The following is a 21,761-nucleotide window of genomic DNA, read 5'->3' as shown; positions in this document are numbered from 1 at the left end:
TCATGGAACTTGCTCTTCTTACCGCCAGTTTTCTCGTCTTCCTTTTTCTAGGGGTTCCGGTTTCATTCGCGTTGGGCCTGTCCTGCGTTCTGACGTATCTGTTCGAAGGCCTGCCGACCGCAACCGCGATGCAGTCGATGATCTCGGGCATGAACGGCTTCTCGTTCCTCGCGGTCCCGTTCTTCATCTTCTCCGGCGAGCTGATGCTGCACGGCGGCATCGCTGACCGCATCCTGCGTTTCGCGCAGGCTACGGTCGGCCATTTCCGCGGTGGCCTCGGCATGGCCAACGTGGTCGCCTGTACGCTGTTCGGCGGCGTGTCGGGTTCGCCGACCGCGGATACGTCGGCCATGGGCGGCGTCGTGATTCCGATGATGAAGCGCGAAGGTTATAGCGCCGCCTACGCGGTCAACGTGACCACGCATTCATCGCTCGCCGGCGCGCTGATGCCGACGTCGACCAACATGATCATCTACGCGTTCGCGGCGCAAGGCGTGAGCGGGGTGCTGAACGGCAAGCAGATGAGCGGCGTGTCGATCGGCGATCTGCTGTTCTCGGGTCTGTTGCCGGTGCTGTGGGTGATGGGCCTCGTGCTGATCGCCGCTTACTGGCAGGCCGTCAAGTTCGGCTATCCGCGCCGTCCCGACGGTTCGACCGAGCTGCAGCGTTTCCCGGGCTGGATGGCCGTGCTGCGCACGTTTATCGGCGCGGTGCCGGGCCTGATGGTCATCGCGATCATTCTGTTCTGCGTGGCGCGCGGTATCGCCACCGCAACGGAGGCGGCCGCGATCGCCGTCGGTTATTCGCTGATTCTGACCATCGTCGTGTATCGCTCGCTGACGATGAAGAAGCTCGGCCATGCGCTCGGCAAAGCCGCGAAAACGACCGGCGTGGTGCTGCTGCTGATCGGTGTGTCGAACATGCTGCGCTTTCAGATGGCATATCTGGAGATTCCGGAGGCGATCGAACGCATGCTCGACGGCGCGACCTCGCTGCCGTGGCTGATGTTGTTGTACATCAACGTGATTCAGGTGTTCCTCGGCACGTTCGTCGACATGGCGGCGCACATCCTGATCACGACCCCGCTGTTCCTGCCGATGGCGATGCACAACGGCGTGGGCCCGGTTCAGTTCGGCATCATGATTCTGCTGAACTGCGCATTGGGTCTCGTGCATCCGCCGATTGGCTCGGTGCAGTTCATTGGTTGTGCAATTGGCAATGTGTCGATAGGGGAAACTACTAAGGTGGCGTGGCCGTATTACCTCGCTATCTTCTCGGCCATCAATATTGTCACGTATGTCCCGTGGTTCTCGACTTGGTTGCCGAGCATCATCAACGGCCATCCGGTGTTCTGATCCAAATAAAAAAACGTCTCACCCACACTCAGCGGTGCTCGCATAGGCCGCGTCAGAAAGTTTTTAACAAAGGAGTAGAAATGAAAAAGACTCTCTTAGCTTCGGCCTTGGGGTTGGTCGCCCTGGGCGCACATGCGCAAAGCAACGTGACGCTTTACGGTATCGTCGATACGGGTCTGGGTTGGCAGAACAGCTCGGCTTCGTTGACCACGGCGGCGAAACCGCAGACCGTTGCTGGCAACTCGCAAGTCAAGATGATCAACGGCATCTGGGCAGGCAGCCGTTTCGGTTTGAAGGGCTCGGAAGATCTGGGTGGCGGCACGAAGACGATTTTCCAGTTGGAAGAAGGCTTTAACAGCGCAACTGGCGCGCAAAGCGTGTCCGGTCTGGCATTCAACCGCCAGGCATGGGTCGGTCTGACGAACGCGCAGTTCGGTACGCTGACGGCAGGCCGCGGGTACACCTCGTACTACACGCTGCTCTCGCCGTATAGCCCGACCACGTGGCTGACCGGCGCATACGGTGCGCATCCGGGTGATATCGACTCGCTGGACACGACGTTCCGGGTGAACAACCAACTGGTTTATACGTCGCCGAGCTTTGCCGGTCTGACGGTTAGCGGTTCGTACGCACTGGGCGGCAACACGGGCAGCTTCGCAGCCGGCCAAACGTGGAGCGTGGCGGCACAGTACCTGAACGGCCCGATCGGTATCGCAGCAGGTATCCAGCGCATCGACAACGCGGCAACCGTTGCCACCCCGGCGTGGAATTCCACGGCGTCGAACAACGGCGCGCAGCCGTCCGTCTCGGCAATCAACAACGGCTTCCAGAGCGCAGCGAAGCAGCAGCGCATTGCAGTGACGGGTGGTTACGCGTTCAACTCGCAGTGGGACGTTTCGTTCGCCTACTCGAACGTCAAATACACGGCGGGCCAGGCGTCGCTGTTCCACGACACGCAGATCTGGAATACCGGTGGCGCAGTGCTGCACTGGAAGCCGATCTCGGTGCTGGACCTGGCCGCTGGCTATAGCTACACCCGCGCAACGGCGTCGAACGGCATTCAGAGCACGGCTAGCTACAGCCAGTTCAACCTGTCGCAGTACTACTCGCTGTCCAAGCGCACCGGCCTGTACGCACTCGAAGCGTATCAGCGCGCTAGCGGCCAGACGCTGTCGGGCAACGGCAAGTCGATCATCAGCGCAGTGGCAAGCATCGGTGACGGCCAGAACGGTTCGCCGTCCTCGTCGCGCAGCCAGACCGCGGTTGGCGTGGGCATCATCCACAAGTTCTAAACAGTTACTGAATACGTGGCGGCGCGTTGTTTTGCCGCCACATCGACGCAGTTTTTTTCGCGTCGTCAGTCTCGCAAAGCTGCGCACATCACGTGCGCAGCTTTTTTTTTCGATGCGCCATTTTGTGATATTGAGCGTTTGCCGGCCGTGGGCGCCTGGATTGGGGCGGCATGCCGCGCCGGTTTTAGCGCTACGATAAGAGCCCGGCGCGTCCGCTGCGCCGTTTCGCGAGGAGACGCCGATGCGTGAAATCCGATGGGCCTCGGAAGAGGGCGATGGCATCGAACATCTGGTATTCGATGCGCGCGACGACGGCTTCGTCGTCGAAAGCGTCGTGGTCGGGCAGCGCAATGGCAAAGCGTACGGGCTGCATTACGCGGTGCGCTGCGACGCGCGCTGGCGCACGCGCTACGCGCGCCTGAAGATCGTCGGCGGTGGCGAGCTGGAGTTGCATGGCGATGGCGACGGCCACTGGCGCGACGGGCACGGCCTCACGCTGAGCGCCATCGAAGGTTGCATCGATATCGATATCGCCGCGACGCCGTACACCAATACGTTGCCGATCCGCCGCCTGCAATTGGCCGAAGGCGAGCGTCAGCCGATCGAGGTCGCGTATATCTCGACGCCGGACTTGCAGGTCACGCGCGTCGAGCAGGCGTATACGTGCAACGAGTTGAACGGCGAGTATCGCTATGAAGGCATTTTTCGCGAGTTCACGGCGAATATGCGCGTGGATAGCGATGGTCTCGTGATCGACTACCCGACCTTGTTTACGCGTTTGCCGCGCACGCGTTAGCTTTTGCGGTCGACCTCGTCGTCGGGCGCGGTCGATGCGCCGCGGCCGAGCGTGCGTTGCATCAGCGTCGTGTCGAGCCAGCGGCCGTGTTTGTAGCCGACCGCCTTCAACGTACCGGTCAGCTCGAAGCCGAGTTGCGTGTGCAACGACAGCGAGCCGCCGCTGCCGCCATCGGCGATCACGGCGATCATCTGGCGCCACGGTCCGCTCTCGCAACGTTCGATCAGCGCCTGCAACAGCAGGCGTCCAATGCCGCGTCCGCGATACGCGTCGTTGACGTAGATCGAGTCTTCGATCGTGTTGCGATAGGCGGCGCGCGGGCGATACGGCGTGGCATAGCAATAGCCCGCGACGTCGCCGCCAATCTCCGCGACCATGTACGGCAGTCCGTGGCTTCGCACGGAGGCGAGCCGCACGCGCAGATCGTCGACCGATGGCGGGATTTCTTCGAACGACGCGACACCGGTCAGCACGTGATGCGCGTAGATCGCCTGGATCGCCGGCAGGTCGGCTTCGGTGGCGTCGCGAATCAGCGGGGCGTCGAGCGGAGAGCGGGTCGGAGTCATGCGTGGTCCTGTCGTGGCGCGGGGCGCTGGGTGAGCGAATCCGCGAAATGATGACATATCGATCCACGACTCGCGCAATTCGATCCTGAAAAAAGCGGTCTGCCGTGCGACGCTCGAGCCGCGTCAGACCGCGCGCCGCGCCGGCGCCGCGCGCGAAAAATGCCGTGCGCCTCCCACGCAGGCGACCACGATCATCGTGACGATAATCATCGACGGCGGTACCTGCTCGTGCAGCAGCACGCCGGCGAGCAGCAACCCGAAAAACGGCTGCAGCAGTTGCAGTTGGCCGACCGCCGCGATACCGCCGAGCGCGAGGCCGCGATACCAGAACACGAAGCCGATCAGCATGCTGAACAGCGACACGTACGCGAGCCCCCACAGCGCGGCGGCGCCGACGCCGTCGAACGACGCCGGCCGCGTCCACCACGCGAGCGGCAGCATTAGCGGCAGCGACAGCACGAGCGCCCACGAAATCACCTGCCAGCCGCCGAGATGACGCGACAGCCGCGCACCTTCCGCGTAGCCCAGCCCGCAGACGACGATCGCGGCGAGCATCAGCGCATCGCCGAACGGCGAGGCGTCGATGCCGTGCCGCAGCGCGAACGCGGCCACGGCCGCGCTGCCGAGCGCCGAGAACAGCCAGAACGCGGGCTGCGGCCGCTCGCCGCCGCGCAACACGCCGAAGATCGCGGTGGCGACCGGCAGCAGGCCGATGAACACGACCGCATGCGCGGCGCTCACATGACGCAGCGCGAGCGCGGTCAGCAACGGAAAGCCGACCACGACGCCGAGCGCGACCACCACCAGCGGCAGCAGATCGCGCCGCTCGGGGCGCGTCTCGCGGAACACCAGCAAAAGCAGCAGACCGAGGCTGCCCGCGATCGTCGCGCGCGCCACCGTCAGAAACACCGGATCGAAGCTCTGCACCGCCAGCCGCGTGGCCGGCAGCGAGCCGCTAAAGATCAGCATGCCCGCGAAACCGCTGAGCCAGCCGTTGGTTGTTTTGTCCATTGCCTACATCCTGCGCTGAAAGAGTCTCATGATGCGCGCGATGGCCGTCAGCGGTAAGCTAAAGAACAGTACAGTTCGCACGAACTGTACCGAACATGGAGCAGTACAGATGACGGAAAGCGGGACCAAAGAGACGGTGCCGGGCACGCGCGTCGGCCTCGTCATGGACAATCTGCGCGAGCGCATCGCGAGCCGCTCGTTGATGCCGGGCGCGCGCGTGCCGTCGATTCGCGCAATGACCGACACGCTCGGCGTATCGAAGTCGACCGTGGTCGAAGCATACGACCGGCTGGTTGCCGAAGGGGCGATCGTCGCGCGGCGCGGCTCCGGCTTTTTCGTGTCGGGCCATGCGCCGCCGCTCGCGCTCGCCGATCTCGGACCGCGACTCGATCGCGAGGTCGACCCGCTGTGGCTCACGCGGCAGTCGCTGGAGACCGGCTCGAAAGTGCTGAAACCCGGCTGCGGCTGGATGCCGGCTTCGTGGCTGCCGGAAGATGGCGTGCGCCGCGCGCTGCGCGCGGTCGCGCGCGATCCGCAGTCGCTGCTCGCCGATTACGCGAGCCCGGCCGGCTTGCCCGCGCTGCGTCAGCAACTCGCGTGGCGGCTCGGCGCGCACGGCGTCGATGCGCCGCCCGAGCAGATCGTGCTGACCGACGGCGGCACCCATGCGCTCGATCTCGTGTGCCGCTTCCTGCTCGAACCCGGCGACACCGTGCTGATCGACGATCCGTGCTATTTCAACTTTCAGGCGTTGCTGCGCGCGCATCGCGTGCGAATCGTAAGCGTGCCGTACACGCCGCAGGGACCGGATCTCGCCGCGTTCGAGCGCGCGCTGCTCGAACAGCGCCCACGGCTTTATGTGACGAACTCGGCGATCCACAATCCGACCGGCGCGACGCTCGCGCCGGCCGTCGCGCACCGGCTGCTCAAGCTCGCCGGCGAGCACGATCTGCTGATCGTCGAGGACGACATCTTCGCCGACTTCGAAGACGAAGCCGCGCCGCGCCTCGCCGCGTTCGACGGCCTCGCGCGCGTCGTGTCGATCGGCAGCTTTTCGAAGACGCTGTCGGCGGCGGTGCGTTGCGGCTATATTGCGGCGCGCGCCGAATGGATCGAACCGTTGATCGATCTGAAGCTGGCGACGTCGTTCGGCAATAGTCAGCTCGCGGCGAGCGTCGTGCATCGGATGCTCGTCGACGGCACGTATCGGCGTCACCTCGAGGCGATGCGCGCAAAGCTCGCCGATGCGATGGGGGAGACCGTCAGGCGGCTCGGCTATGCGGGCCTCGATATCTGGACACGGCCGCGCGCGGGCCTGTTCGTATGGGCGCGCTTGCCCGTTGCGCTCGATGCCGCCGATGTCGCGCGTCATGCTTTGACGGCGGGCGTCGTGTTCGCGCCGGGCAACGTGTTCAGCGCGTCGCAAGCGGCGGCGGGCTTTCTGCGTTTCAACGTGTCGCAATGCAATCGCCCGAAGGTGTACGAGGCATTGCAACGGGCAATGGACGCGTGCGCCGTGTCGGCCGACACAGCGCGCGAGCGCGTTTGACGCGAATCGAATCGAACCGTGCGCGCGCGTCCCGGCTACAAGCTCATTTGCACAGCAACAGCATCCGTTCCTGTTCCGAGCAAGGCGTGTGCGGTTTCGGCGCGGCCTGCGCGGCCGCTGCGCTCATTGCGGCGCTGCGGTTCGCGAGACACGCACGCAGATGCTTCTCGACCGGACCGTAGTACTTCCACCCGCGCACGAGCGTCGGCAATTCGAGCTTCACCTGTTTCCATTTCGGATGGCCATGCTCCTGCAGATTGTCGAAGTTCGCGCACAACGAGTCGGCGAAATGATCCAGATTGCTGACGGTGTCGCGCAAGCCGTAATCGTAGGTGACGAGGAACGCTTTGACGGTCAGGCCCGGCACGTCTTCTTTCAGCCAGCCTGGATAGCTGCTCTGGCGGATCGTCGTCGGAAAGTAGGTCTGCTTTGCACGGGTCGTCTCCGGCGCGTTGGGATCGGCGGGCAGCAGACGCAGCTGTGACAGCAGGTCGGGCTTCATGTCGTTGAACAGCTTCGCGGGCTGGCCGACCACGATGATCGCAACGTCGATCTTCTTCACGATCAGCGCGGCGAGCGCGTCCTCGTTGCTCAGATGCACGACGTTCTGCTCGGGAATCGGCTGGCCGAACATCAGGCGATAGAGCGTCGTCGCCGACTGCGCCGTGCCGCTGCCTAGCAGGCCGACGCTGATGGTCTTGCCCTTGATGTCGGCGAGCGTTTTCAGCGGCGAATCGGCACGCACGACGACGTTGATCTCTTCGTCGTAGAGCGGCATGATCAGCCGCAACGGCCGGATCGTCGTGCCCGCATCGGGGTTGCCGGAGTTGGCCATGTCGATGAACGCCTGGTACACGTCGGACTGCACGAGCGCGAGCTTCACGCCGGGCTCGAAGCGCATGCGCTGCACGTTTTCGGCCGAGCCTTTCGATGCCACCACTTCGAGGTCGATGCCGATCGGCTGGGCGACCCATTTCGACAGATCGTTGCCGATCTGGATATACGTGCCGCGCTCCGGCCCGGTGACGATCTTGTAGTGCGCCGGTTCCGCGCCGGCCAGCGAACATACGGCCAGTACCACCAGTCCCAGCCAGCCCGCCAGAAGTCTCTTCAGCATGGTCTTTCTACCCATCGGTCAGGTTGATCCCGCTTCACGCGTGGCGCGTGCAAGCACCAGTGATCCGGCTGCCATGTCATGTTCAAGCTGCTGCCAGGGTCGCTCCGTCTGTTGCCGCTCAGAAGACGCACGATAATGTGCGACTCGGCACAGACGGCGGCCATTTGATCCGGTATGCGAATCAATATTCTTCGCGCGACGGCCGAGTCGGTTGCGTCGCGCGTGAGCGCTAGTCGCTTCGCGGCGTCGCCGCATGCGGCAGAGTCAGCGGCGCCCAGCCGGTCTCGCGAATCACGCGCTCGATGATCACTTTGGCCGCGTCGTTGCCGCTGTCGATCGCGAGTGCCTCGTTCGCGTGCTGACGCGCGCACGGCCACGATTGCTGCGCGACGCAGGCCTGCGCCGCCTGCAGCGCAGTATCGCGACGCTGGACGAGCGGTCGCATCTGATCGGTCAGACCTTGCGCGTCGCGGTTGCCGGGTTGTAACGTTTGCGCGGCCGCGAGAGCGGCTTGCGCGGCGGACAGATCGTTCGCCCGGAACGCGGTCCGCGCGACCTGCACCGCTTGTGCGGCGTCGTGGAATTGCGGTGCGGGCTGAACGGGCGTCGCGGCCATTGGCGGCGCGGCAGGCGGCGCAGGCGGCGCAGCCGGCGTCGCGGCAATGACGGGACCGGCGGGCGCGACGGGCGTGGGCTTTGCCGCCATGACGGTGACGGGTGGTGTCGTCGGCTTGGCCGCGGCCGGCGCGTGCGCGGTCTGCGCTGGAGCAATCAACGGCGCCGACGCGAGCGGCGCGATCATGCCGGTCGTTGTTCCGGTGCCCTGCGTAATCTGCTCCACGCCTTTGTCCTCTGAATCGCCACCGTCACTGAATAGCGTATAAGCGACATACGCCAGGCCGATCGCGACAACCGCGCCGATCACGTACAACACGCGCCAGATCGTCTGCGCGGTGCTGCGCGGCGCATACATCGGATCTTCGTCAGGCGGAATAGTGGTGTCGGTCGACACGATCGCCGTGTGCATGATCGGCTGGTTCGGCAACAAGGGTTCGGACGCCATCGCGGCAGCGGCGATCGCGGGTCCATCCCGTGTGCCGAGCTCGCCGTCGAAGCGGGGCCAGGGCTTGTGCGTGGCGCTTGCGCGGCTGCCTGGAATGCCCGTGCGGATATGCGGATCGTCCCGGTCGAACGGATGCGCGGCGCCACAGTAAGGGCAGGCATCGACCTGTCGGTACAGTGCGCCACCGCACCGATTGCAGGGCGTGGGAAAAGTTTGGCCGGTTGCTGTCTGGGTGGACATGCCGTGGACCCACCTTTGGAAAACGATGCCGTGAAGGCATGCTTCGGATCGTGTTGAGGCTGGAGCGTTGTCCGCGGAATCACGATCGACATGCGCCGGAAGTCGAAGACGTAGGCAGTGCCTGCGTTTCCACTGTTTCCAATATGTGGCGTTTCACGGGGGACGTCAACGCGGTTGGCCCCTGGATTGTGTGCGCTACCGCTCATTCGGAGGTATGAAGAAACCCTGGCTATGCGCTCGAGACGAATGCATGTACCTGTTGTTTCACGCTCAGCGCTTGCGCAACGGATGGTCCTTCAGCAGCCACGCGAGCACGAAGGCGAGCACCACGACGCATGCGGCCGACAGATACACGCTGTGCAACGCGCCCGCGAATGCATGCAGATAGTCGTTGCGCAATGCATCGGGTAGCTGATGAATCGCGGCCGGACCTAACGCGTGCGGCAGTTCGGTATCGGGCGGGATCAGCTTTTGGAGGCGTCCGGCAAGGCCATTAGAGAATACGGCACCGAAACCGGCCACGCCGATCGAGCCGCCGATCGAGCGAAACAGCGTGACGCCCGACGTCGCCACCCCCATGTGCTTGAACTCGACGGTGTTCTGGACCGCGAGGACCAGCACCTGCATCACCATGCCGAGGCCGCAGCCGAGCAGACCCATGTACAGATACATCACATGAATCGGCGTGTCGATTTGCAAGCGCGCGAGCAGCAGCATCGCCACGGAGACGAGGAACGTGCCCATGATCGGGAACAGCCGGTACTTGCCGATCTTACTGATCACACGACCCGTCACCATCGACAGAATGAACAGGCCGCCCATCATCGGCAGCATCTGCATGCCGGCTTGCGTCGGCGTGGAGCCTTTCACGACCTGCAGATAGAGCGGAATGAACGTCACGGAACCGAACAACGACACACCGATGATGAAGCTCACGAGGCTGCTGATCAGAAAGGTACGCTGTTTGAACAGGCCGAGCGGCATGATCGGTTCGACTGCGCTGCGCTCTTCGTGAATGAAGCCCCAGATCGAGACGAGGCCCATGCCGAGCGTGAACCACAGTTGTGGCGACGACCACGGCAGGATCGTGCCGCCCTGGCTCGTGAACAGGATGATGCAGGTCAGCGCGCCGGCGAGAAAGGCGGCGCCCATGTAGTCGATCGTGTGCTTCACGTGGCGCACGTGCGGCTTGAACACCGCGCCGATCACGATGAGCGACACGATGCCGAGCGGCAGGTTGATGTAGAAGATCCAGCGCCACGTCAGATGCTCGACCAGAAAGCCGCCGAGCAGCGGACCGATGACGGTGGCGAGACCGAAGATGCCGCCGAACACGCCCTGGTAGCGGCCACGTTCAGCGGGCGGAATCACGTCGGCGATCGCCGCCATCGTCACCACGAGCAGGCCCCCGCCGCCGAGGCCTTGCAGCGCGCGCAGCACGATCAGCTGAGTCATGTTCTGCGCGATGCCACACAGCGCCGAGCCGACGAGAAATATGACGATTGCCGTCTGCAACACGATCTTGCGGCCGAACAGGTCGCCGAATTTGCCGTATAGCGGCACGACGATCGTCGAACTGAGCAGGTAGGCGGTCACGACCCACGACAGGTTATTGAGGCCGCCCAGTTCGCCGACGATGGTGGGCAGCGCGGTGGAGACGATCGTCTGGTCGAGCGCGGCGAGCAGCATGACCAGCAGCAGCGCCGGAAACAGCAGCCGGATCGGCGGATGGTCGGCGACGGGCGACGCCGAGCGCGGATAGGGCTGCGTGGCGTCGACGGACGGATGGGCGGCGGGTTGTTCCATGGCTGCGATGCGTTGAAATTAATTAACAGAAAGATTAATATATGCGACGTCGCCTCCCACGTCAAATTCAATGCAATGGCAAGGATCTCGCGTAACCACGCCGCGGCGGACAATGCCGTAACGAACGCTGAAGCGCCCGCACGAATTGCCGGCAAGGAGCGGGGCGCGTCGAAGCGCCAGCTCAAGGCCACGCAAACGGATACGCGAAGCGCGAATACCGCAAGCTCCGCGCCGACTGCGTCGGCCGGCCGTCGTCCTGGCCGACCGACGGGTGCGGCGCGCGGCCCCGAGCAGCGCGCGCGTTTGCTCGAGGCCGCGCTCACGCTGTTCGCGAGGCAGGGCATCGTCGATACATCGCTAGGTGAAATCGCCCGCGAGGCCGGCTACACGCCCGCGATGATGCACTACTACTTCAAGACGCGCGATCAACTGCTCGACGTGTTGATCGACGAGTGTTTCGCGCCGTTGCGCGCGAGCCTCGGCCTGCCGTTTCAGGAAAATTCGGACGATCCGGTCGCGGCGATTACGCAGCTCACCGAGCGGCTCGTGCAGATCGCGAGCGATAACCCGTGGTTCGCGTCGCTGTGGGTGCGCGAAGTGATCAGCGACGGCGGGCTGCTGCGCCAGCGCATGCATGAGCGTTTTGGTTTCGCGCATCAAAAGGCGTCGCTGCTGGCGATCGCGCGCTGGCAGGAGGAGGGGCGCCTGAATGCATCGCTCGAGCCCGCACTCGTCTTCGTCACGCTGCTCGGCATGACAATTCTGCCGCTCGCCACCTCGAAGCTGTGGCGCAACGATCCGTTGCGCGGCAAGATCGGCGGCGCGGAGATCGCGCGGCATGCGGTGGCGTTGCTGGCGCAGGGCATCGGGCCGGCCAAGCGCGATTGAACTGGCGGCCAGTGCGGCCCACCGGTCGTCGTGCCCTCCGGAAAGGCCCTAGATTCGCTTTTTCTTCCACTCGTCGAACGCCGCCTTGGTCTCGTCGTTCGGCGGATAGGTGCCGCGCAGCACGGCGCCGGCACTGATTCTTTCGGTCAGAAACGCTTCGAGCTGTTCCTGGTCCGCCGCGCCTTGCGCGACGTCGTCGGCCATCTTCAGCGGAATCACCACGACTCCATCCGCATCGCCGACGATCACATCGCCCGGAAACACCGCGACTCCACCACAGCCGATCGGCACATTGATATCGACCGCGTGATGGCGGATCAGATTGGGCGGCGCGCTCGCGCCCGCGCAGAACACCGGCATGTCGAGCGCGGCGATCGTCGCGCTGTCGCGCACCGGGCCGTCGGACACCATCCCGGCAACGCCGCGCACCTGCAAACGCAGCGACAGAATCGAACCGAACGACGCGCTGCCGCGCTCGCCGCGGCAATCCTGCACGAGCACATGGCCCGGCGGGATGGTTTCGACGCATTTGCGCTGCGCGTACTCCGGGTCCGCGAACAGCTCGAGCACGTCGATGTCTTCGCGCGACGGGATGTTGCGCAGCGTGAACGCCGGCCCGACCAGATTCGCACCGCGCCGCGGACCGAGCGGCGCGACGCCCTGCATGAAGGTGTTGCGCAGACCGCGCTTGAACAGCTGCGTGGTGAGCGTGGCGGTGCTGACGTGACGAAGGATCTCGAGCGTGGCGGTGCAAAGCGCGGGTGATGTGGCAGACATGGTGTCGGGTGGCCTCGGGTTGGGAAGCGGGGACATCGATAGGCGCGTGCGGGTAGCGCGAAGCGAAGTATGCCGCGCATGCGCGCCCCCGATGATAGCGCCGCGGCGCCACCCGTTAGCAGCCCGGCGCCAATACATCGCCGGTTATCGACAGACGCTGCCCAGCCCTCGTTCGCGCAAAGCGAACCGCTGCGACGAGGCACGCGACATGCTTACAGTGTCTGCGGATGCGAGCGACGCCAACCGCACCACAGCGACGCGTCGCGCAAACGATATAAGGACAGAATCGATACCGGGTGGAGCGGGCCGTGCGAACGGGGTTCGTGCGGACCGCGCCGCATAATCGGGTGCCGGCAATCGGCGAGCCGCGGAAAACTGCGGACAGAGTCAGCAGATAAATCGCGGTATGCGTCGAGCGCCGTTTTTTCATCGGCGTGCAATTTTGGCGCGTTACCGTGCGCACGCGTTGTACTCGGGAAGGGTGCTGAGCGATGTTTTACAATCGCGGACCCGTCTGCAACTCGGCGTGAGAAATCGAGTCGGAACCATGGACAGCAACACCCTGGCTGCGCAAATCGGCGGCAATCAGCAAAATGAAACACGAAGTGAAACCTCGGCCCTTTCGGACGGCCTAACCGGTTTTTCAGAGCAACAACACACAATGAACGCAGCAATGAGGCTCGATCACGCCACGATCGTGCTGGTGGAGGACGACCCGGACAGCCGGGAATCGTTGACCTTGTTACTCGAGGCGGAAGGCGCGAAGGTTTGCGCGGTCGCCGATGCGGAAGAGGGCGTCGTCGCGGCGATGCGCTTGCTTCCGGACGCGGTCGTCTGCGACCTCGACTTGCCGGCCATGGACGGCTTCTATCTGATCCAGCGGCTGCGCGACCACGAGATTTGCGGCGGTCATTCCCCCTCGGTGGCGGTGGCGCTCACCGGCCATACCGACGACGCATACCGCCTGCGCAGCATCGGCGAAGGCTTCCAGCATTTCATGACCAAACCCGCGGTACCTGAAGCGCTCGTAACGCTGCTGCATGACGCGATCGACGCCCGCGCGGCGGGGTGATCGACGCTTCGCAGCGCCGCTCGTGGGAGCGGGTGTGTGGACAGGGCAGGCCGATGCGCGGCGGGGAGACGTCGTTTCTGGAAGCAGCGCACGGCCATCGGCGCTTCGCCGTGCATCACACGGCGTTGCGCGCCGCTATTTCGCCGCGGCCACAGGCGCGGCCGCAGTTGTGCTGGCCGCTTCGGCCGCCTGACAGGCCGCGCACAGTCCCTTCAACTCGATTTCGTCGCTCGCCAGCCGATAGCCCGCGTCCTCGATCTGCGCGACGAGCGCTTGCCGCAACTTCGGTTGATGCAACTCGGTGACGCTGCCACAGTGCTGGCATACGACGAGAATGCCGTGCTGGCATTGCGTCAGATCATGACAGACAGTGAACGCATTGATCGATTCGATCCGATGCACGAGCCCTGCCGACAGTAAAAAATCCAACGCGCGATAGACGGTCGGCGGCGCCGAGCCGGGGTGGATCTGGCGCATGTCGTCGAGCAGCGAATAGGCCTTGGTCGCGCGACCCGAGTTCAGCAGCAGTTCGAGCACCTTACGCCGGATCGGCGTGAGCTTTTCGCCGCGTTCGCGGCAATATTCCTCGGCGAGTGCGAGTGCCGCTTCCTGCGACGAGCCGTGTGCGAGCGACGGCTCATGCACATCGTGATGCGCATGACGATCGTGTGCATCGGCGACGGGGGCGGCAGGCGTGGGAGCGACCGGATGGCCGGTCGCGGCGGACTTGGCGGTTTTCATGCGTCGATTATAGAGGCATGCGGGATCGGCCGCCGCGCCGGCATCCGGAGGGCGGACCCGCGCGGACGACGCTCACGAAACCGCCAGTGAACTGGCCGATCAGGTCAGCGGAAAATCCACATACTTCTTGAACCCGGAGCGCGTCGCGAGACGCGAATACCAGCGCTCCAGATTGGGCAGCGGCGGCCGCTGCAAACCGTCGACGCCGAACCAGCGCTTCGCGTACGCGCCGATCACGATATCGGCGAGCGTGAACTTGTCGCCTTCGAGAAAGAAGCGGCCCTGCAGATGCGTATCGAGCAGGCGCCACAGCAGCGTGACCGCCTGCACGTCGGCGGCGAGTTTCACGGCGTCGCGCTCGGCCTGCGGCGTGCGCACGAGCGTCCAGAACACCGGACGTTCCACAGGCTGCAGCGTCGACAGCGACCAGTCGAGCCAGCGGTCGATGCTGGCACGCAGTTTTGGCTCGGCCGGATACAGCAGGCTCGATTCGCCGTATTGCATCGCCAGGTAGCGCAGAATCGAGTTGGATTCCCACAGCACGAAGTCGTCGTCGACCAGCGTCGGAATCTTGCCGGTCGGGTTCATCGCGAGATAGTCGGGGTCGTTGTTGCGGCCGAATTGGAGGCCCGCGTCGATGCGGTCGAACGGCAGCACGAGTTCGTCGCAGCACCACAAAACCTTCTGGACGTTGACCGAGTTGGTGCGTCCCCAGATCGTAATCATCCGGTTAATCCTTTTTCTCTTTACGGTTGGCAAGCCGTGCCTGGCGCGCGGCGTTCAGCCAGTAACGATACACGAAGCGCGTACCTTTGCGCATGACGGCACGAGACCGCCGCGGGCGGAGGCGCATGCCGCGCGAGTCAGCGCGCCAGCGCGCCAGTGCGTTGCGTACAATGGCCGCACCCCGAATTGCGCACTGAGCCGACGCGTGCGGACTCACGCATCCAAACCCACTAAGGCACCGCATGGCCCGCATTGTTCCCGACGACTGGAAAAGCCTCGAAGCGACCGGCGCGGCGGCGCGCGAACGCGAAACGCTCGCGCTGCTCGAAAAGGCACTGCCCGGCGATTACACCGTGTATCACGGTGTGCATTGGACGCGTCTGAACCAGAACTTCTCCGTGTTCGGCGAGGCCGATTTCGTGATTGTGAGTCCCGCCGGGCGCCTGATGATCATCGAGCAGAAGACCGGCTTCCTGCGCGAAACGCCGAAGGGACTCGTCAAGGTGTATCTGCAGACCGAACGCAACGTCGCGATCGCGCTCGCGCATACGATCGAGAGTCTGCACCGGCGTTTTACCGCAGCGTTCGGCGCGGGCACGTATTTCATCGAGGAACTGCTGTATTGTCCCGACCACATCGTCAAGGATGCGGCGATCGCCGGCGTGAATCCCGCGCGCATCGTCGACGCGACGCGGCGCGAGCGGCTCGCGGCGATCATCCGCGAAGCGCTTCCGGCCGATGAACCGCGGCTTCCCTGTGCGTCGAAAATCCACCACTTTCTCGCCGACGAACTGGCGTTGACGCCGGACACGAGCGCGCTCGTGGGGCAGGCGGGCACGCTCGTCACGCGCCTCGCGGGCGGACTCGCGACATGGGCCCGGCGGCTCGAATTCGCGCCGTTCCGTTTGCGCGTGATCGGCACGGCCGGCTCCGGCAAAACGCAACTCGCGGTGCAGGTCATGAAGGACGCCGTCGCGCGTGGCGAGCGGCCGTTGTATGTATGCTTCAACCGGCCGCTCGCCGATCACATCGCGCGGGTCGCGCCGCCGCAGGCGAAGGTCGCGAACTATCACCAGCTGTGCGACTGGATCGCGCGCGACGCGGGCCGCGCGCCCGATTTCCAGTCCGCGCAGGTGTTCGATCAACTGGAGACCGTATTCGCCGACACGCCGATCGAGGCGCGCTGGCAATTCGACACGCTGATCGTCGACGAAGGCCAGGATTTCCAGCAACCGTGGATTGCCGCGCTCGAGCGGCTGCTGCGGCCGGGCGGCGCCTGGTGGTGGCTCGAAGACCCGCTGCAGAATCTATACATGCGCGAGCCGGTCTCGTTGCCCGGCTGGACCACGCTCAAAGAAACCACCAATTACCGCAGTCCGCGCGACATTCTCGACTATGTGCGTGACGTGCTGGGCGCGTCGGTGCCGCTCGCCGCGGCGCTTGCGTCGGGCAGTCCGTTCGACGGCTCGGAGGTGTCGGTGTCGGTCTACGACGAAGCGCAGGGCGCCCAAAGCAGTATCGACGCAACCAAGCGCGCAATCACGCAGGCCCTATCGCTCGGTTTTCGCAAGCAGGACATCGCGGTGCTGTCGTTCCGCGGCCGCGAAAGCTCGGCGATGAGCGCGCTCGATCATCTCGGACCGCATCGGCTGCGCAGCTTCACCGGCAAGTACGATCTGTTCGGCAACCCGGAGTATCGCGAAGGCGACGTGCTGTTCGAATCGATCTACCGCTTCAAGGGGCAGGCGGCGCCGTGCGTGATCTTCACCGAGATCGACTTCGAGACCTTCGACGAACGCATCGCGCGCAAGCTGTTCGTCGGCGCGACGCGCGCGACGATGAAGCTGATCGTCGTCGCGTCGCAGCGGGCCGCACGGCATTTGCAACTGCGCGAGCGCAAGGAGACGTAGCGGTGGCGCGCCGGCGCTGCGTCCGCTCAGATCGCTGCGCTCAACTCCACGCCCTTGCGCTCACCAGCATGCCGGTGCGCGTCAGCGCATCCCACCAGATCACGCGCAGCAACGGCGCCTGCTGCGCGATCAGCAGCGCCTGCACCGGATCGCTTTCGACGAAGTGCGTGACACCCGCTCGTAGCGCCGCGCTCGCCTTGTGCGCGGCCGCGCCGGCGGGGCTGTCGTCGTGCAGGCCGGGCGCGCGCATCACCAGTTGCAGGTGAGCGAAGCCGTGGCGCGCGAGCCACGCTTCGGTGCGCGCGCGATCCATTTCCGGGCGGCCCGTGACGATCGTGAGCACGTGCCGCAGGTCGATGCCGGGCAGTACCTCGAAGGGCAGCAGCGCGTCGCGCTCGGCGAGCGCGGCGGCGAGATCTTCGTCGTAGCGCGCGAGCGGTACGTCGGGCAGCAGAATGCCGTCGAGGTCGATCGCATATGCCGCGTATTCGTGGTCGTTGGCCATCGCGGCCGCGGCGCCGGCTTCGACGCGTGCCCAGTCGTCGCGGTAGCGCTCGGTGTACGCCTGGCGCTCCCATGGAAAGAGGGTGAAGTAGCCGCGCGCGTCGATCGCGTAGTCGGGCTGCACGCGGCTCAGATCATCGACCGCGCCGGTCAGCGTTTTGACCACGAGCCCATGCCGCTGCAGAAACGCGATGCAATCGACGAGCGTGAAACCGCGCCCTGCGATGTCCTCGCACAACAGCACCTTCGATCCCGCGGGCGGGATCGGCAGCGTCGAATCCCATGCGACCGCGCGCGCCTGGCGGTCGTAGCGCAGGAACGCGACCGGCGCGCCGACCGCGTGCGACACCATCAGCGCGAGCGGTGCGCCGCCGCGCAGAATGCCCAAGGCCATCGTGAAACGCTCGGCGAGCAGCGTGGGCTGCAGCGATTCGATCCAGTGATCGAGCTGTTCGTATGTCAGAGGCAGGACCGGCTTGTTCATGACTGTCGAGGCGCCGTGGCGCGATGCAAGGCAATGGTTCGCGGGATGCGCTTCCGGCGCGACTGACGCGCTGGCGCGGCACTGCGGCTAGCCCGCTTTTGAGACAGCGGATTTTGGCGATATTATGCATGCGGGTCAAAGGTCGCGCGTCGGGGTCGCGCGCGTTTGACGGCACGGCACGGCGTAATACTTCGCGTGCAATGAGATCGGCTGGGCGTGTCGCCGCCGGCGCTCCGGCGAATCAACGAAAACGGATAAAAAAACGAAATGGCCAACGTGATTGCAACGCCGCGCAATGCGAGCGGCGGAACTGGTGTGCCCTGGCCGAGGCGCCGGCTGACGCTGCTGGCTGGGCTGGTCGTCGGGTTGGCCGTCTGTTGCGCGTACGCGCAGCCGAGCGCACGGCCGTTGCCGGCGCTATCGCTCGACGTAGAGGGCAAGATCGCCAACACCAACGACGCCGCGCATCGCACTTATCACTTTAGCGAGGCCCAACTGCTCGCGCTGCCCGCGCATACGATCACGACCTCGACCACCTGGACGCCACGCTCGACGTTCACCGGCCCTCGGCTCGCCGACATCCTGAAGGCTGTCGGCGCGCACGGCACGGAAATCGAGTTCCGCACGTTCGACGACTACACCTACAGCGTGCCGGTAACGGACTGCGAACGCTACGGCGTAATCGTCGCGTACAGCATGAACGGCCAGCGCCTGAAACTTAGCGACTTCGGGCCGCTGTTCCTGATCTACCCGCGCGACGCTTTTCCGGATGAACTGACTGGCGCGGTCGGCGACTCGAAATTCATATGGCAGATCAAGGCCCTCATCGTCAAATAGCGCGCCGTCCGTGGCGGCGCGTGTTGTACGTGCTGATCTGGCTAACGGCGCTCGCGGCGCCCGTCGGCGCGATCGGCTATCTCCTGTATGCGAACCTGTTGAATCCGCGCGCGACCGAGCAGTTGACCGGCACCTACGACGGTTTTTACTGGGACGCCGCGCAACTGCAGATTGCGTACGCGCGCTTCGAGAACCAGCTGCTGCTGTACGAGTCCGGTGCCGACGACGACTATCAGCGGCTGCTGCTGCGCTTCCAGCTGCTGCAATCGAAGCTGCGCGTCATGGCCGGCTCGACGCAGCGGCTCGCGTCGCGGCTCGCTTTACTGCAGCGGCAGCTCGACGAAATCAACGCGCTCGAGAATGTGCTCGACGACATCCAGCCCGAGCTCGACGTACTGCCGCGCGAGCGTGCCCGTGCCGTGCGGATCGACGCGCAGCTGCGCCAGCACTGGAGCGAGGTCAACGATCTCGCGCTGTCGCGCCGCTTCGCCGATGTCGCCGATCGCGAGGCGATGAACCGCGACTTCATCGACAAGCGCCGCATGCTGTTCGCGGGCGGTCTGTTGCTGCTGTTGCTGTCGGCCGCAGCGACGCTGCTATTGGTGCTTAACGGCCGACGCCGCACGCGGCTCATGCGTCAGCAACGCGCGGCGCTGGAAGCCGAGCATCAGGCGAGCCGCGCGGCGCGCGAGGCGAGCCTCGCGAAGGACGCGTTTCTCGGCATGATCAGCCACGAGCTGCGCACGCCGTTGCATGCGATCGTGTCGTCGGTCGAACTGCTCGGCTTCAACTATCACTCGGAGGCCGACCGCAAGGTGATTCAGCGGCTCGAAACCGCGGCGCGCCATCTCGAAGCGCAAATGAAGGATCTGACCGATTACGCGCGCCTGGGCGCCGGCAAGCTCGAACTGCGGCACCAGCATTTCGAGCCGCGCGAACTGCTGGCATCGATCGTCGATGAACACACGGGGTTCGCCGGAGTGCGCGGGCTCAAGCTCGAAAGCGAGGCGAGCGGCGTGAGCGGGCTCGTCGAGTCGGACCCGCACCGCATCCGGCAGATCGTCAACAACCTCGTCACCAACGCGATCCGCTACACCGAGACCGGCACGGTGCGCGTCGAATTGCGGCAGCAGCCGGCGCTGCTGGTTTTCGTCGTCAGCGATACCGGGCCGGGCGTGCCGTCTGCGCAGATCCCGCTGATCTTCGAGGAGTTCACGCAGCTCGACGCGTCGCGCGCGCGCCGCTTCGAAGGCGCGGGCATGGGGCTCGCGATCGTGCAGGGGCTGGTGAAGCTGTTTGGCGGCACCGTCGATGTCGCGAGCACGGTCGGGGAGGGCACCACGTTCACGGTGACGATTCCGGTCGCGCCGGTCGCGACCGTCGAACCGGCCGACGTCGCGGCGCAAGCCGAGCCGGGCAGCGCGCGGCCGTGCGTGCTGATCATCGACGATAACCGACTGATCCGCGAGTCGCTCAGCGAAATGATCGCGCACATGGGCTACGACTCGCTGGCACTCGGCAATGCCGACGACGCGCTCGCGTGGCTCGATACACACCGCTGCGAAGTGGTGCTGCTCGATCTGCACATGCCGGAGCGCGACGGCTACACGTTTCTCGAAGACTTCGCGACGCGCGGCGGACCGTCGGCGGGCGTGCCGGTGATCGTGGTCAGCGCGTACGCGCCGGAGGTCGCGCGCAATGGTGCCCATGGCGCGACTGGCGCGCCGTCGGTGTTCGAGGCGCTGTTAAAGCCAGTCCATTACGAGGATCTGAAGCATGCGCTGCAGCGGGCGCTGGCCGCGCATCAGGCGTGAAGGCGTGAGGGCGTAGCGCCGCACACAGGGCGCATCGGCGCCGCGGTTCAAGGCCGATTCAGCCGCTTCGACAGATCGGCGACCAGAATCGCCATGCGCGCGGGCTTCTCGTAGCACGCGACGTCGTAATCGCGGATCACCTCGCTGATCTCGGATTCGCTGGCCTTGCCGGTCAGCAGCTCGCCGGTCAGCACGAAGATCGGTGCGTCCGGATTCTCCGACGCGCGCACCGCGCGAATCGCGGCCGCCGCGGTCTGCGCGCCGAACAGCCAATCGATGATGACGCCGTCGAACACCTGCGTCTGCAACTGTTCGCTGAAGGCCGCGAGGCCATAGATCGCGACCGCCGTGAAGCCGCTACGCTCCAGATAGTCGCGCAGGTTGTCGGCGCTTGCGCGATCGTCGTCGACCACCGCGATGGCGGGCTTGTCGGTTTCGGCGCGGCGCGGATAGATCTCGATCTTGTGGACTTCGTACGCGCTCTGATACAGCGCGCCATCATGACGCGCGACGCGCCATTGACCGAGCCGCGAATACGCGACGAACTCCGGACGGCTACCCGGTTCGAGCGCGGCGCCGACCCATGCGGTGCAGGCGATTTCGGTCGCGCCGACGCAGAACACCGCCTCCTGGGCGATCGCGCCGACGACGCCCGGATCGAGCGACTGCGCGCCGAACAGCTGCGCCGCAGGTTCGTCGAATACCTCGGCGACTTTCTTGATCTGCGACAGAGTCCACGGACTGTTGCCGCGCAGTTTGCGGTGCCCCTGAGAAAAACTCAGATCGAGGATGCGGCATAGCTCGGTGGTTTGCTGGCGCTTGCCGATTCCGTGCCGGCTCATCAACTCGCGCACGCGCTCGGCAACCGCGAGGGAGTCGGGTGAGTGTGTTTCGTTCGCCATGCTGCGTGAAAATCCGCCGGGTTAATAGGTACAAGTGAAGCGCGTTCGACAGGAGCAGGCCGACCTTGCCCATGCAAGGCGCATGAATCGGCGACGCGGGACCGCAAATGTACCTCAAAAATCCACAATTTATGATTTTGTCAGACCGCCCGCGAAGTCGCTAATGCCAGCGACGCAACGGCCGTGCCGATGCATTCTGATGCGTTACGCATCAAAAGCATTTTACCGGTGAAACGGTGACGAAACTTTAGGGAATCCACGAATGAGGACTGCGCAGCACGAGAACTCGGGCTGCATGCCGCGAAGCGCGG

The 21,761-nt window shown here is 64.9% G+C and carries 19 protein-coding genes; 9 read left to right on the top strand and 10 right to left on the bottom strand.

Annotated elements, in window-relative coordinates:
• Positions 1–2 precede the first annotated feature (2 nt).
• The 3 genes from BJG93_RS24160 (at position 3) to BJG93_RS24150 (ending at position 3,443) form a co-directional block, all read left to right on the top strand.
• Entirely contained in the window at positions 3–1,355 is a 1,353-nt protein-coding gene (locus tag BJG93_RS24160; protein ID WP_027193874.1) for a TRAP transporter large permease, read from the top strand.
• A gap of 80 nt (positions 1,356–1,435) precedes the next feature.
• The gene (locus tag BJG93_RS24155) at positions 1,436–2,647 is read left to right on the top strand and encodes a porin (RefSeq protein ID WP_027193873.1); all 1,212 of its coding nucleotides are present in this window, start codon (positions 1,436–1,438) and stop codon (positions 2,645–2,647) included.
• A 241-nt stretch (positions 2,648–2,888) separates the two neighbouring features.
• On the top strand, positions 2,889–3,443 hold the full coding sequence (locus tag BJG93_RS24150) for a putative glycolipid-binding domain-containing protein (RefSeq protein ID WP_027193872.1): 555 nt from the start codon (positions 2,889–2,891) through the stop codon (positions 3,441–3,443).
• On the opposite strand, the gene BJG93_RS24145 is transcribed toward BJG93_RS24150, so the two are convergent.
• Positions 3,440–4,009: a GNAT family N-acetyltransferase gene (locus BJG93_RS24145; RefSeq protein ID WP_027193871.1), complete on the bottom strand. Its 570-nt coding sequence runs from the start codon at positions 4,007–4,009 to the stop codon at positions 3,440–3,442. The genes BJG93_RS24150 and BJG93_RS24145 overlap by 4 nt on opposite strands.
• Before the next feature lie 123 nt (positions 4,010–4,132).
• A complete protein-coding gene (locus tag BJG93_RS24140) occupies positions 4,133–5,020 on the bottom strand; it encodes a DMT family transporter (protein WP_027193870.1) in 888 nt (295 codons plus the stop codon).
• A 109-nt stretch (positions 5,021–5,129) separates the two neighbouring features.
• On the opposite strand from BJG93_RS24140, the gene BJG93_RS24135 reads away from it, so the two are divergent.
• A complete protein-coding gene (locus BJG93_RS24135; RefSeq protein WP_027193869.1) occupies positions 5,130–6,569 on the top strand; it encodes an aminotransferase-like domain-containing protein in 1,440 nt (479 codons plus the stop codon).
• 43 nt (positions 6,570–6,612) lie between these two features.
• Here the strand turns inward: BJG93_RS24135 and BJG93_RS24130 are convergent, their stop codons facing one another.
• The 3 genes from BJG93_RS24130 to BJG93_RS24120 form a co-directional block, all read right to left on the bottom strand.
• On the bottom strand, positions 6,613–7,686 hold the full coding sequence (locus BJG93_RS24130; protein ID WP_027193868.1) for a TAXI family TRAP transporter solute-binding subunit: 1,074 nt from the start codon (positions 7,684–7,686) through the stop codon (positions 6,613–6,615).
• 229 nt (positions 7,687–7,915) lie between these two features.
• Positions 7,916–8,989 carry a hypothetical protein gene (locus BJG93_RS24125; RefSeq protein WP_027193867.1) on the bottom strand — a complete coding sequence of 358 codons (1,074 nt, stop codon included), beginning with the start codon at positions 8,987–8,989 and terminating at the stop codon, positions 7,916–7,918.
• Positions 8,990–9,259: 270 nt separating this feature from the next.
• Positions 9,260–10,795: an MDR family MFS transporter gene (locus BJG93_RS24120; protein WP_027193866.1), complete on the bottom strand. Its 1,536-nt coding sequence runs from the start codon at positions 10,793–10,795 to the stop codon at positions 9,260–9,262.
• 75 nt (positions 10,796–10,870) lie between these two features.
• On the opposite strand from BJG93_RS24120, the gene BJG93_RS24115 reads away from it, so the two are divergent.
• A complete protein-coding gene (locus BJG93_RS24115) occupies positions 10,871–11,683 on the top strand; it encodes a TetR/AcrR family transcriptional regulator (protein WP_027193865.1) in 813 nt (270 codons plus the stop codon).
• A 48-nt stretch (positions 11,684–11,731) separates the two neighbouring features.
• On the opposite strand, the gene BJG93_RS24110 is transcribed toward BJG93_RS24115, so the two are convergent.
• Positions 11,732–12,460, bottom strand: coding sequence for a ribonuclease activity regulator RraA (locus BJG93_RS24110; protein ID WP_027193864.1), 729 nt, complete (start codon positions 12,458–12,460; stop codon positions 11,732–11,734).
• Positions 12,461–13,007: 547 nt separating this feature from the next.
• Between BJG93_RS24110 and BJG93_RS24105 the strand changes: the two genes are divergently transcribed.
• Positions 13,008–13,532 (top strand): response regulator, encoded by a 525-nt coding sequence (locus BJG93_RS24105; RefSeq protein ID WP_027193863.1) that lies wholly within the window; start codon positions 13,008–13,010, stop codon positions 13,530–13,532.
• 135 nt (positions 13,533–13,667) lie between these two features.
• On the opposite strand, the gene BJG93_RS24100 is transcribed toward BJG93_RS24105, so the two are convergent.
• Together BJG93_RS24100 and BJG93_RS24095 are read right to left on the bottom strand one after the other, a co-directional pair.
• Complete coding sequence (locus BJG93_RS24100; RefSeq protein WP_027193862.1) at positions 13,668–14,273, bottom strand: Fur family transcriptional regulator; 606 nt, start codon at positions 14,271–14,273, stop codon at positions 13,668–13,670.
• A 99-nt stretch (positions 14,274–14,372) separates the two neighbouring features.
• Complete coding sequence (locus BJG93_RS24095) at positions 14,373–14,999, bottom strand: glutathione S-transferase family protein (protein WP_027193861.1); 627 nt, start codon at positions 14,997–14,999, stop codon at positions 14,373–14,375.
• A 242-nt stretch (positions 15,000–15,241) separates the two neighbouring features.
• Here BJG93_RS24095 and BJG93_RS24090 point away from each other — a divergent pair, with 242 nt between their 5' ends.
• Complete coding sequence (locus tag BJG93_RS24090; RefSeq protein WP_027193860.1) at positions 15,242–16,909, top strand: ATP-binding domain-containing protein; 1,668 nt, start codon at positions 15,242–15,244, stop codon at positions 16,907–16,909.
• A gap of 40 nt (positions 16,910–16,949) precedes the next feature.
• Here BJG93_RS24090 and BJG93_RS24085 read toward each other — a convergent pair whose 3' ends face one another.
• Positions 16,950–17,897, bottom strand: a complete 948-nt coding sequence (locus BJG93_RS24085) for a phosphoribosyltransferase (protein WP_027193859.1) — start codon at positions 17,895–17,897, stop codon at positions 16,950–16,952.
• A 267-nt stretch (positions 17,898–18,164) separates the two neighbouring features.
• Here BJG93_RS24085 and BJG93_RS24080 point away from each other — a divergent pair, with 267 nt between their 5' ends.
• Both BJG93_RS24080 and BJG93_RS24075 read left to right on the top strand, forming a co-directional pair.
• Positions 18,165–18,734, top strand: coding sequence for a molybdopterin-dependent oxidoreductase (locus tag BJG93_RS24080; RefSeq protein ID WP_027193858.1), 570 nt, complete (start codon positions 18,165–18,167; stop codon positions 18,732–18,734).
• Positions 18,704–20,548 (top strand): ATP-binding response regulator, encoded by a 1,845-nt coding sequence (locus tag BJG93_RS24075; protein ID WP_027193857.1) that lies wholly within the window; start codon positions 18,704–18,706, stop codon positions 20,546–20,548. The genes BJG93_RS24080 and BJG93_RS24075 overlap by 31 nt, the downstream gene beginning before the upstream one ends.
• Before the next feature lie 47 nt (positions 20,549–20,595).
• Here BJG93_RS24075 and BJG93_RS24070 read toward each other — a convergent pair whose 3' ends face one another.
• Positions 20,596–21,450 carry a helix-turn-helix domain-containing protein gene (locus BJG93_RS24070; RefSeq protein WP_027193856.1) on the bottom strand — a complete coding sequence of 285 codons (855 nt, stop codon included), beginning with the start codon at positions 21,448–21,450 and terminating at the stop codon, positions 20,596–20,598.
• Positions 21,451–21,761: the final 311 nt, after the last annotated feature.

It is taken from the genome of Paraburkholderia sprentiae WSM5005 (assembly GCF_001865575.2).
GTDB classification, from domain to species: Bacteria; Pseudomonadota; Gammaproteobacteria; order Burkholderiales; family Burkholderiaceae; genus Paraburkholderia; species Paraburkholderia sprentiae.
The sequence above is the reverse complement of the archived record's forward strand: the minus strand, read 5'-3'. Positions and strand labels throughout refer to the sequence as shown.

Bases quoted from the DNA above. Each gene is read 5' to 3' on its own strand.
- BJG93_RS24120 (WP_027193866.1), bottom strand. From the start codon at position 10,795: ATGGAACAACCCGCCGCCCATCCGTCCGTCGACGCCACGCAGCCCTAT.
- BJG93_RS24075 (WP_027193857.1), top strand. From the start codon at position 18,704: ATGGCAGATCAAGGCCCTCATCGTCAAATAGCGCGCCGTCCGTGGCGG.
- BJG93_RS24090 (WP_027193860.1), top strand. From the start codon at position 15,242: ATGGCCCGCATTGTTCCCGACGACTGGAAAAGCCTCGAAGCGACCGGC.
- BJG93_RS24100 (WP_027193862.1), bottom strand. From the start codon at position 14,273: ATGAAAACCGCCAAGTCCGCCGCGACCGGCCATCCGGTCGCTCCCACG.
- BJG93_RS24140 (WP_027193870.1), bottom strand. From the start codon at position 5,020: ATGGACAAAACAACCAACGGCTGGCTCAGCGGTTTCGCGGGCATGCTG.
- BJG93_RS24160 (WP_027193874.1), top strand. From the start codon at position 3: ATGGAACTTGCTCTTCTTACCGCCAGTTTTCTCGTCTTCCTTTTTCTA.
- BJG93_RS24110 (WP_027193864.1), bottom strand. From the start codon at position 12,460: ATGTCTGCCACATCACCCGCGCTTTGCACCGCCACGCTCGAGATCCTT.
- BJG93_RS24150 (WP_027193872.1), top strand. From the start codon at position 2,889: ATGCGTGAAATCCGATGGGCCTCGGAAGAGGGCGATGGCATCGAACAT.
- BJG93_RS24080 (WP_027193858.1), top strand. From the start codon at position 18,165: ATGGCCAACGTGATTGCAACGCCGCGCAATGCGAGCGGCGGAACTGGT.
- BJG93_RS24145 (WP_027193871.1), bottom strand. From the start codon at position 4,009: ATGACTCCGACCCGCTCTCCGCTCGACGCCCCGCTGATTCGCGACGCC.
- BJG93_RS24085 (WP_027193859.1), bottom strand. From the start codon at position 17,897: ATGAACAAGCCGGTCCTGCCTCTGACATACGAACAGCTCGATCACTGG.
- BJG93_RS24155 (WP_027193873.1), top strand. From the start codon at position 1,436: ATGAAAAAGACTCTCTTAGCTTCGGCCTTGGGGTTGGTCGCCCTGGGC.
- BJG93_RS24125 (WP_027193867.1), bottom strand. From the start codon at position 8,989: ATGTCCACCCAGACAGCAACCGGCCAAACTTTTCCCACGCCCTGCAAT.
- BJG93_RS24115 (WP_027193865.1), top strand. From the start codon at position 10,871: ATGGCAAGGATCTCGCGTAACCACGCCGCGGCGGACAATGCCGTAACG.
- BJG93_RS24070 (WP_027193856.1), bottom strand. From the start codon at position 21,450: ATGGCGAACGAAACACACTCACCCGACTCCCTCGCGGTTGCCGAGCGC.
- BJG93_RS24130 (WP_027193868.1), bottom strand. From the start codon at position 7,686: ATGCTGAAGAGACTTCTGGCGGGCTGGCTGGGACTGGTGGTACTGGCC.
- BJG93_RS24135 (WP_027193869.1), top strand. From the start codon at position 5,130: ATGACGGAAAGCGGGACCAAAGAGACGGTGCCGGGCACGCGCGTCGGC.
- BJG93_RS24105 (WP_027193863.1), top strand. From the start codon at position 13,008: ATGGACAGCAACACCCTGGCTGCGCAAATCGGCGGCAATCAGCAAAAT.
- BJG93_RS24095 (WP_027193861.1), bottom strand. From the start codon at position 14,999: ATGATTACGATCTGGGGACGCACCAACTCGGTCAACGTCCAGAAGGTT.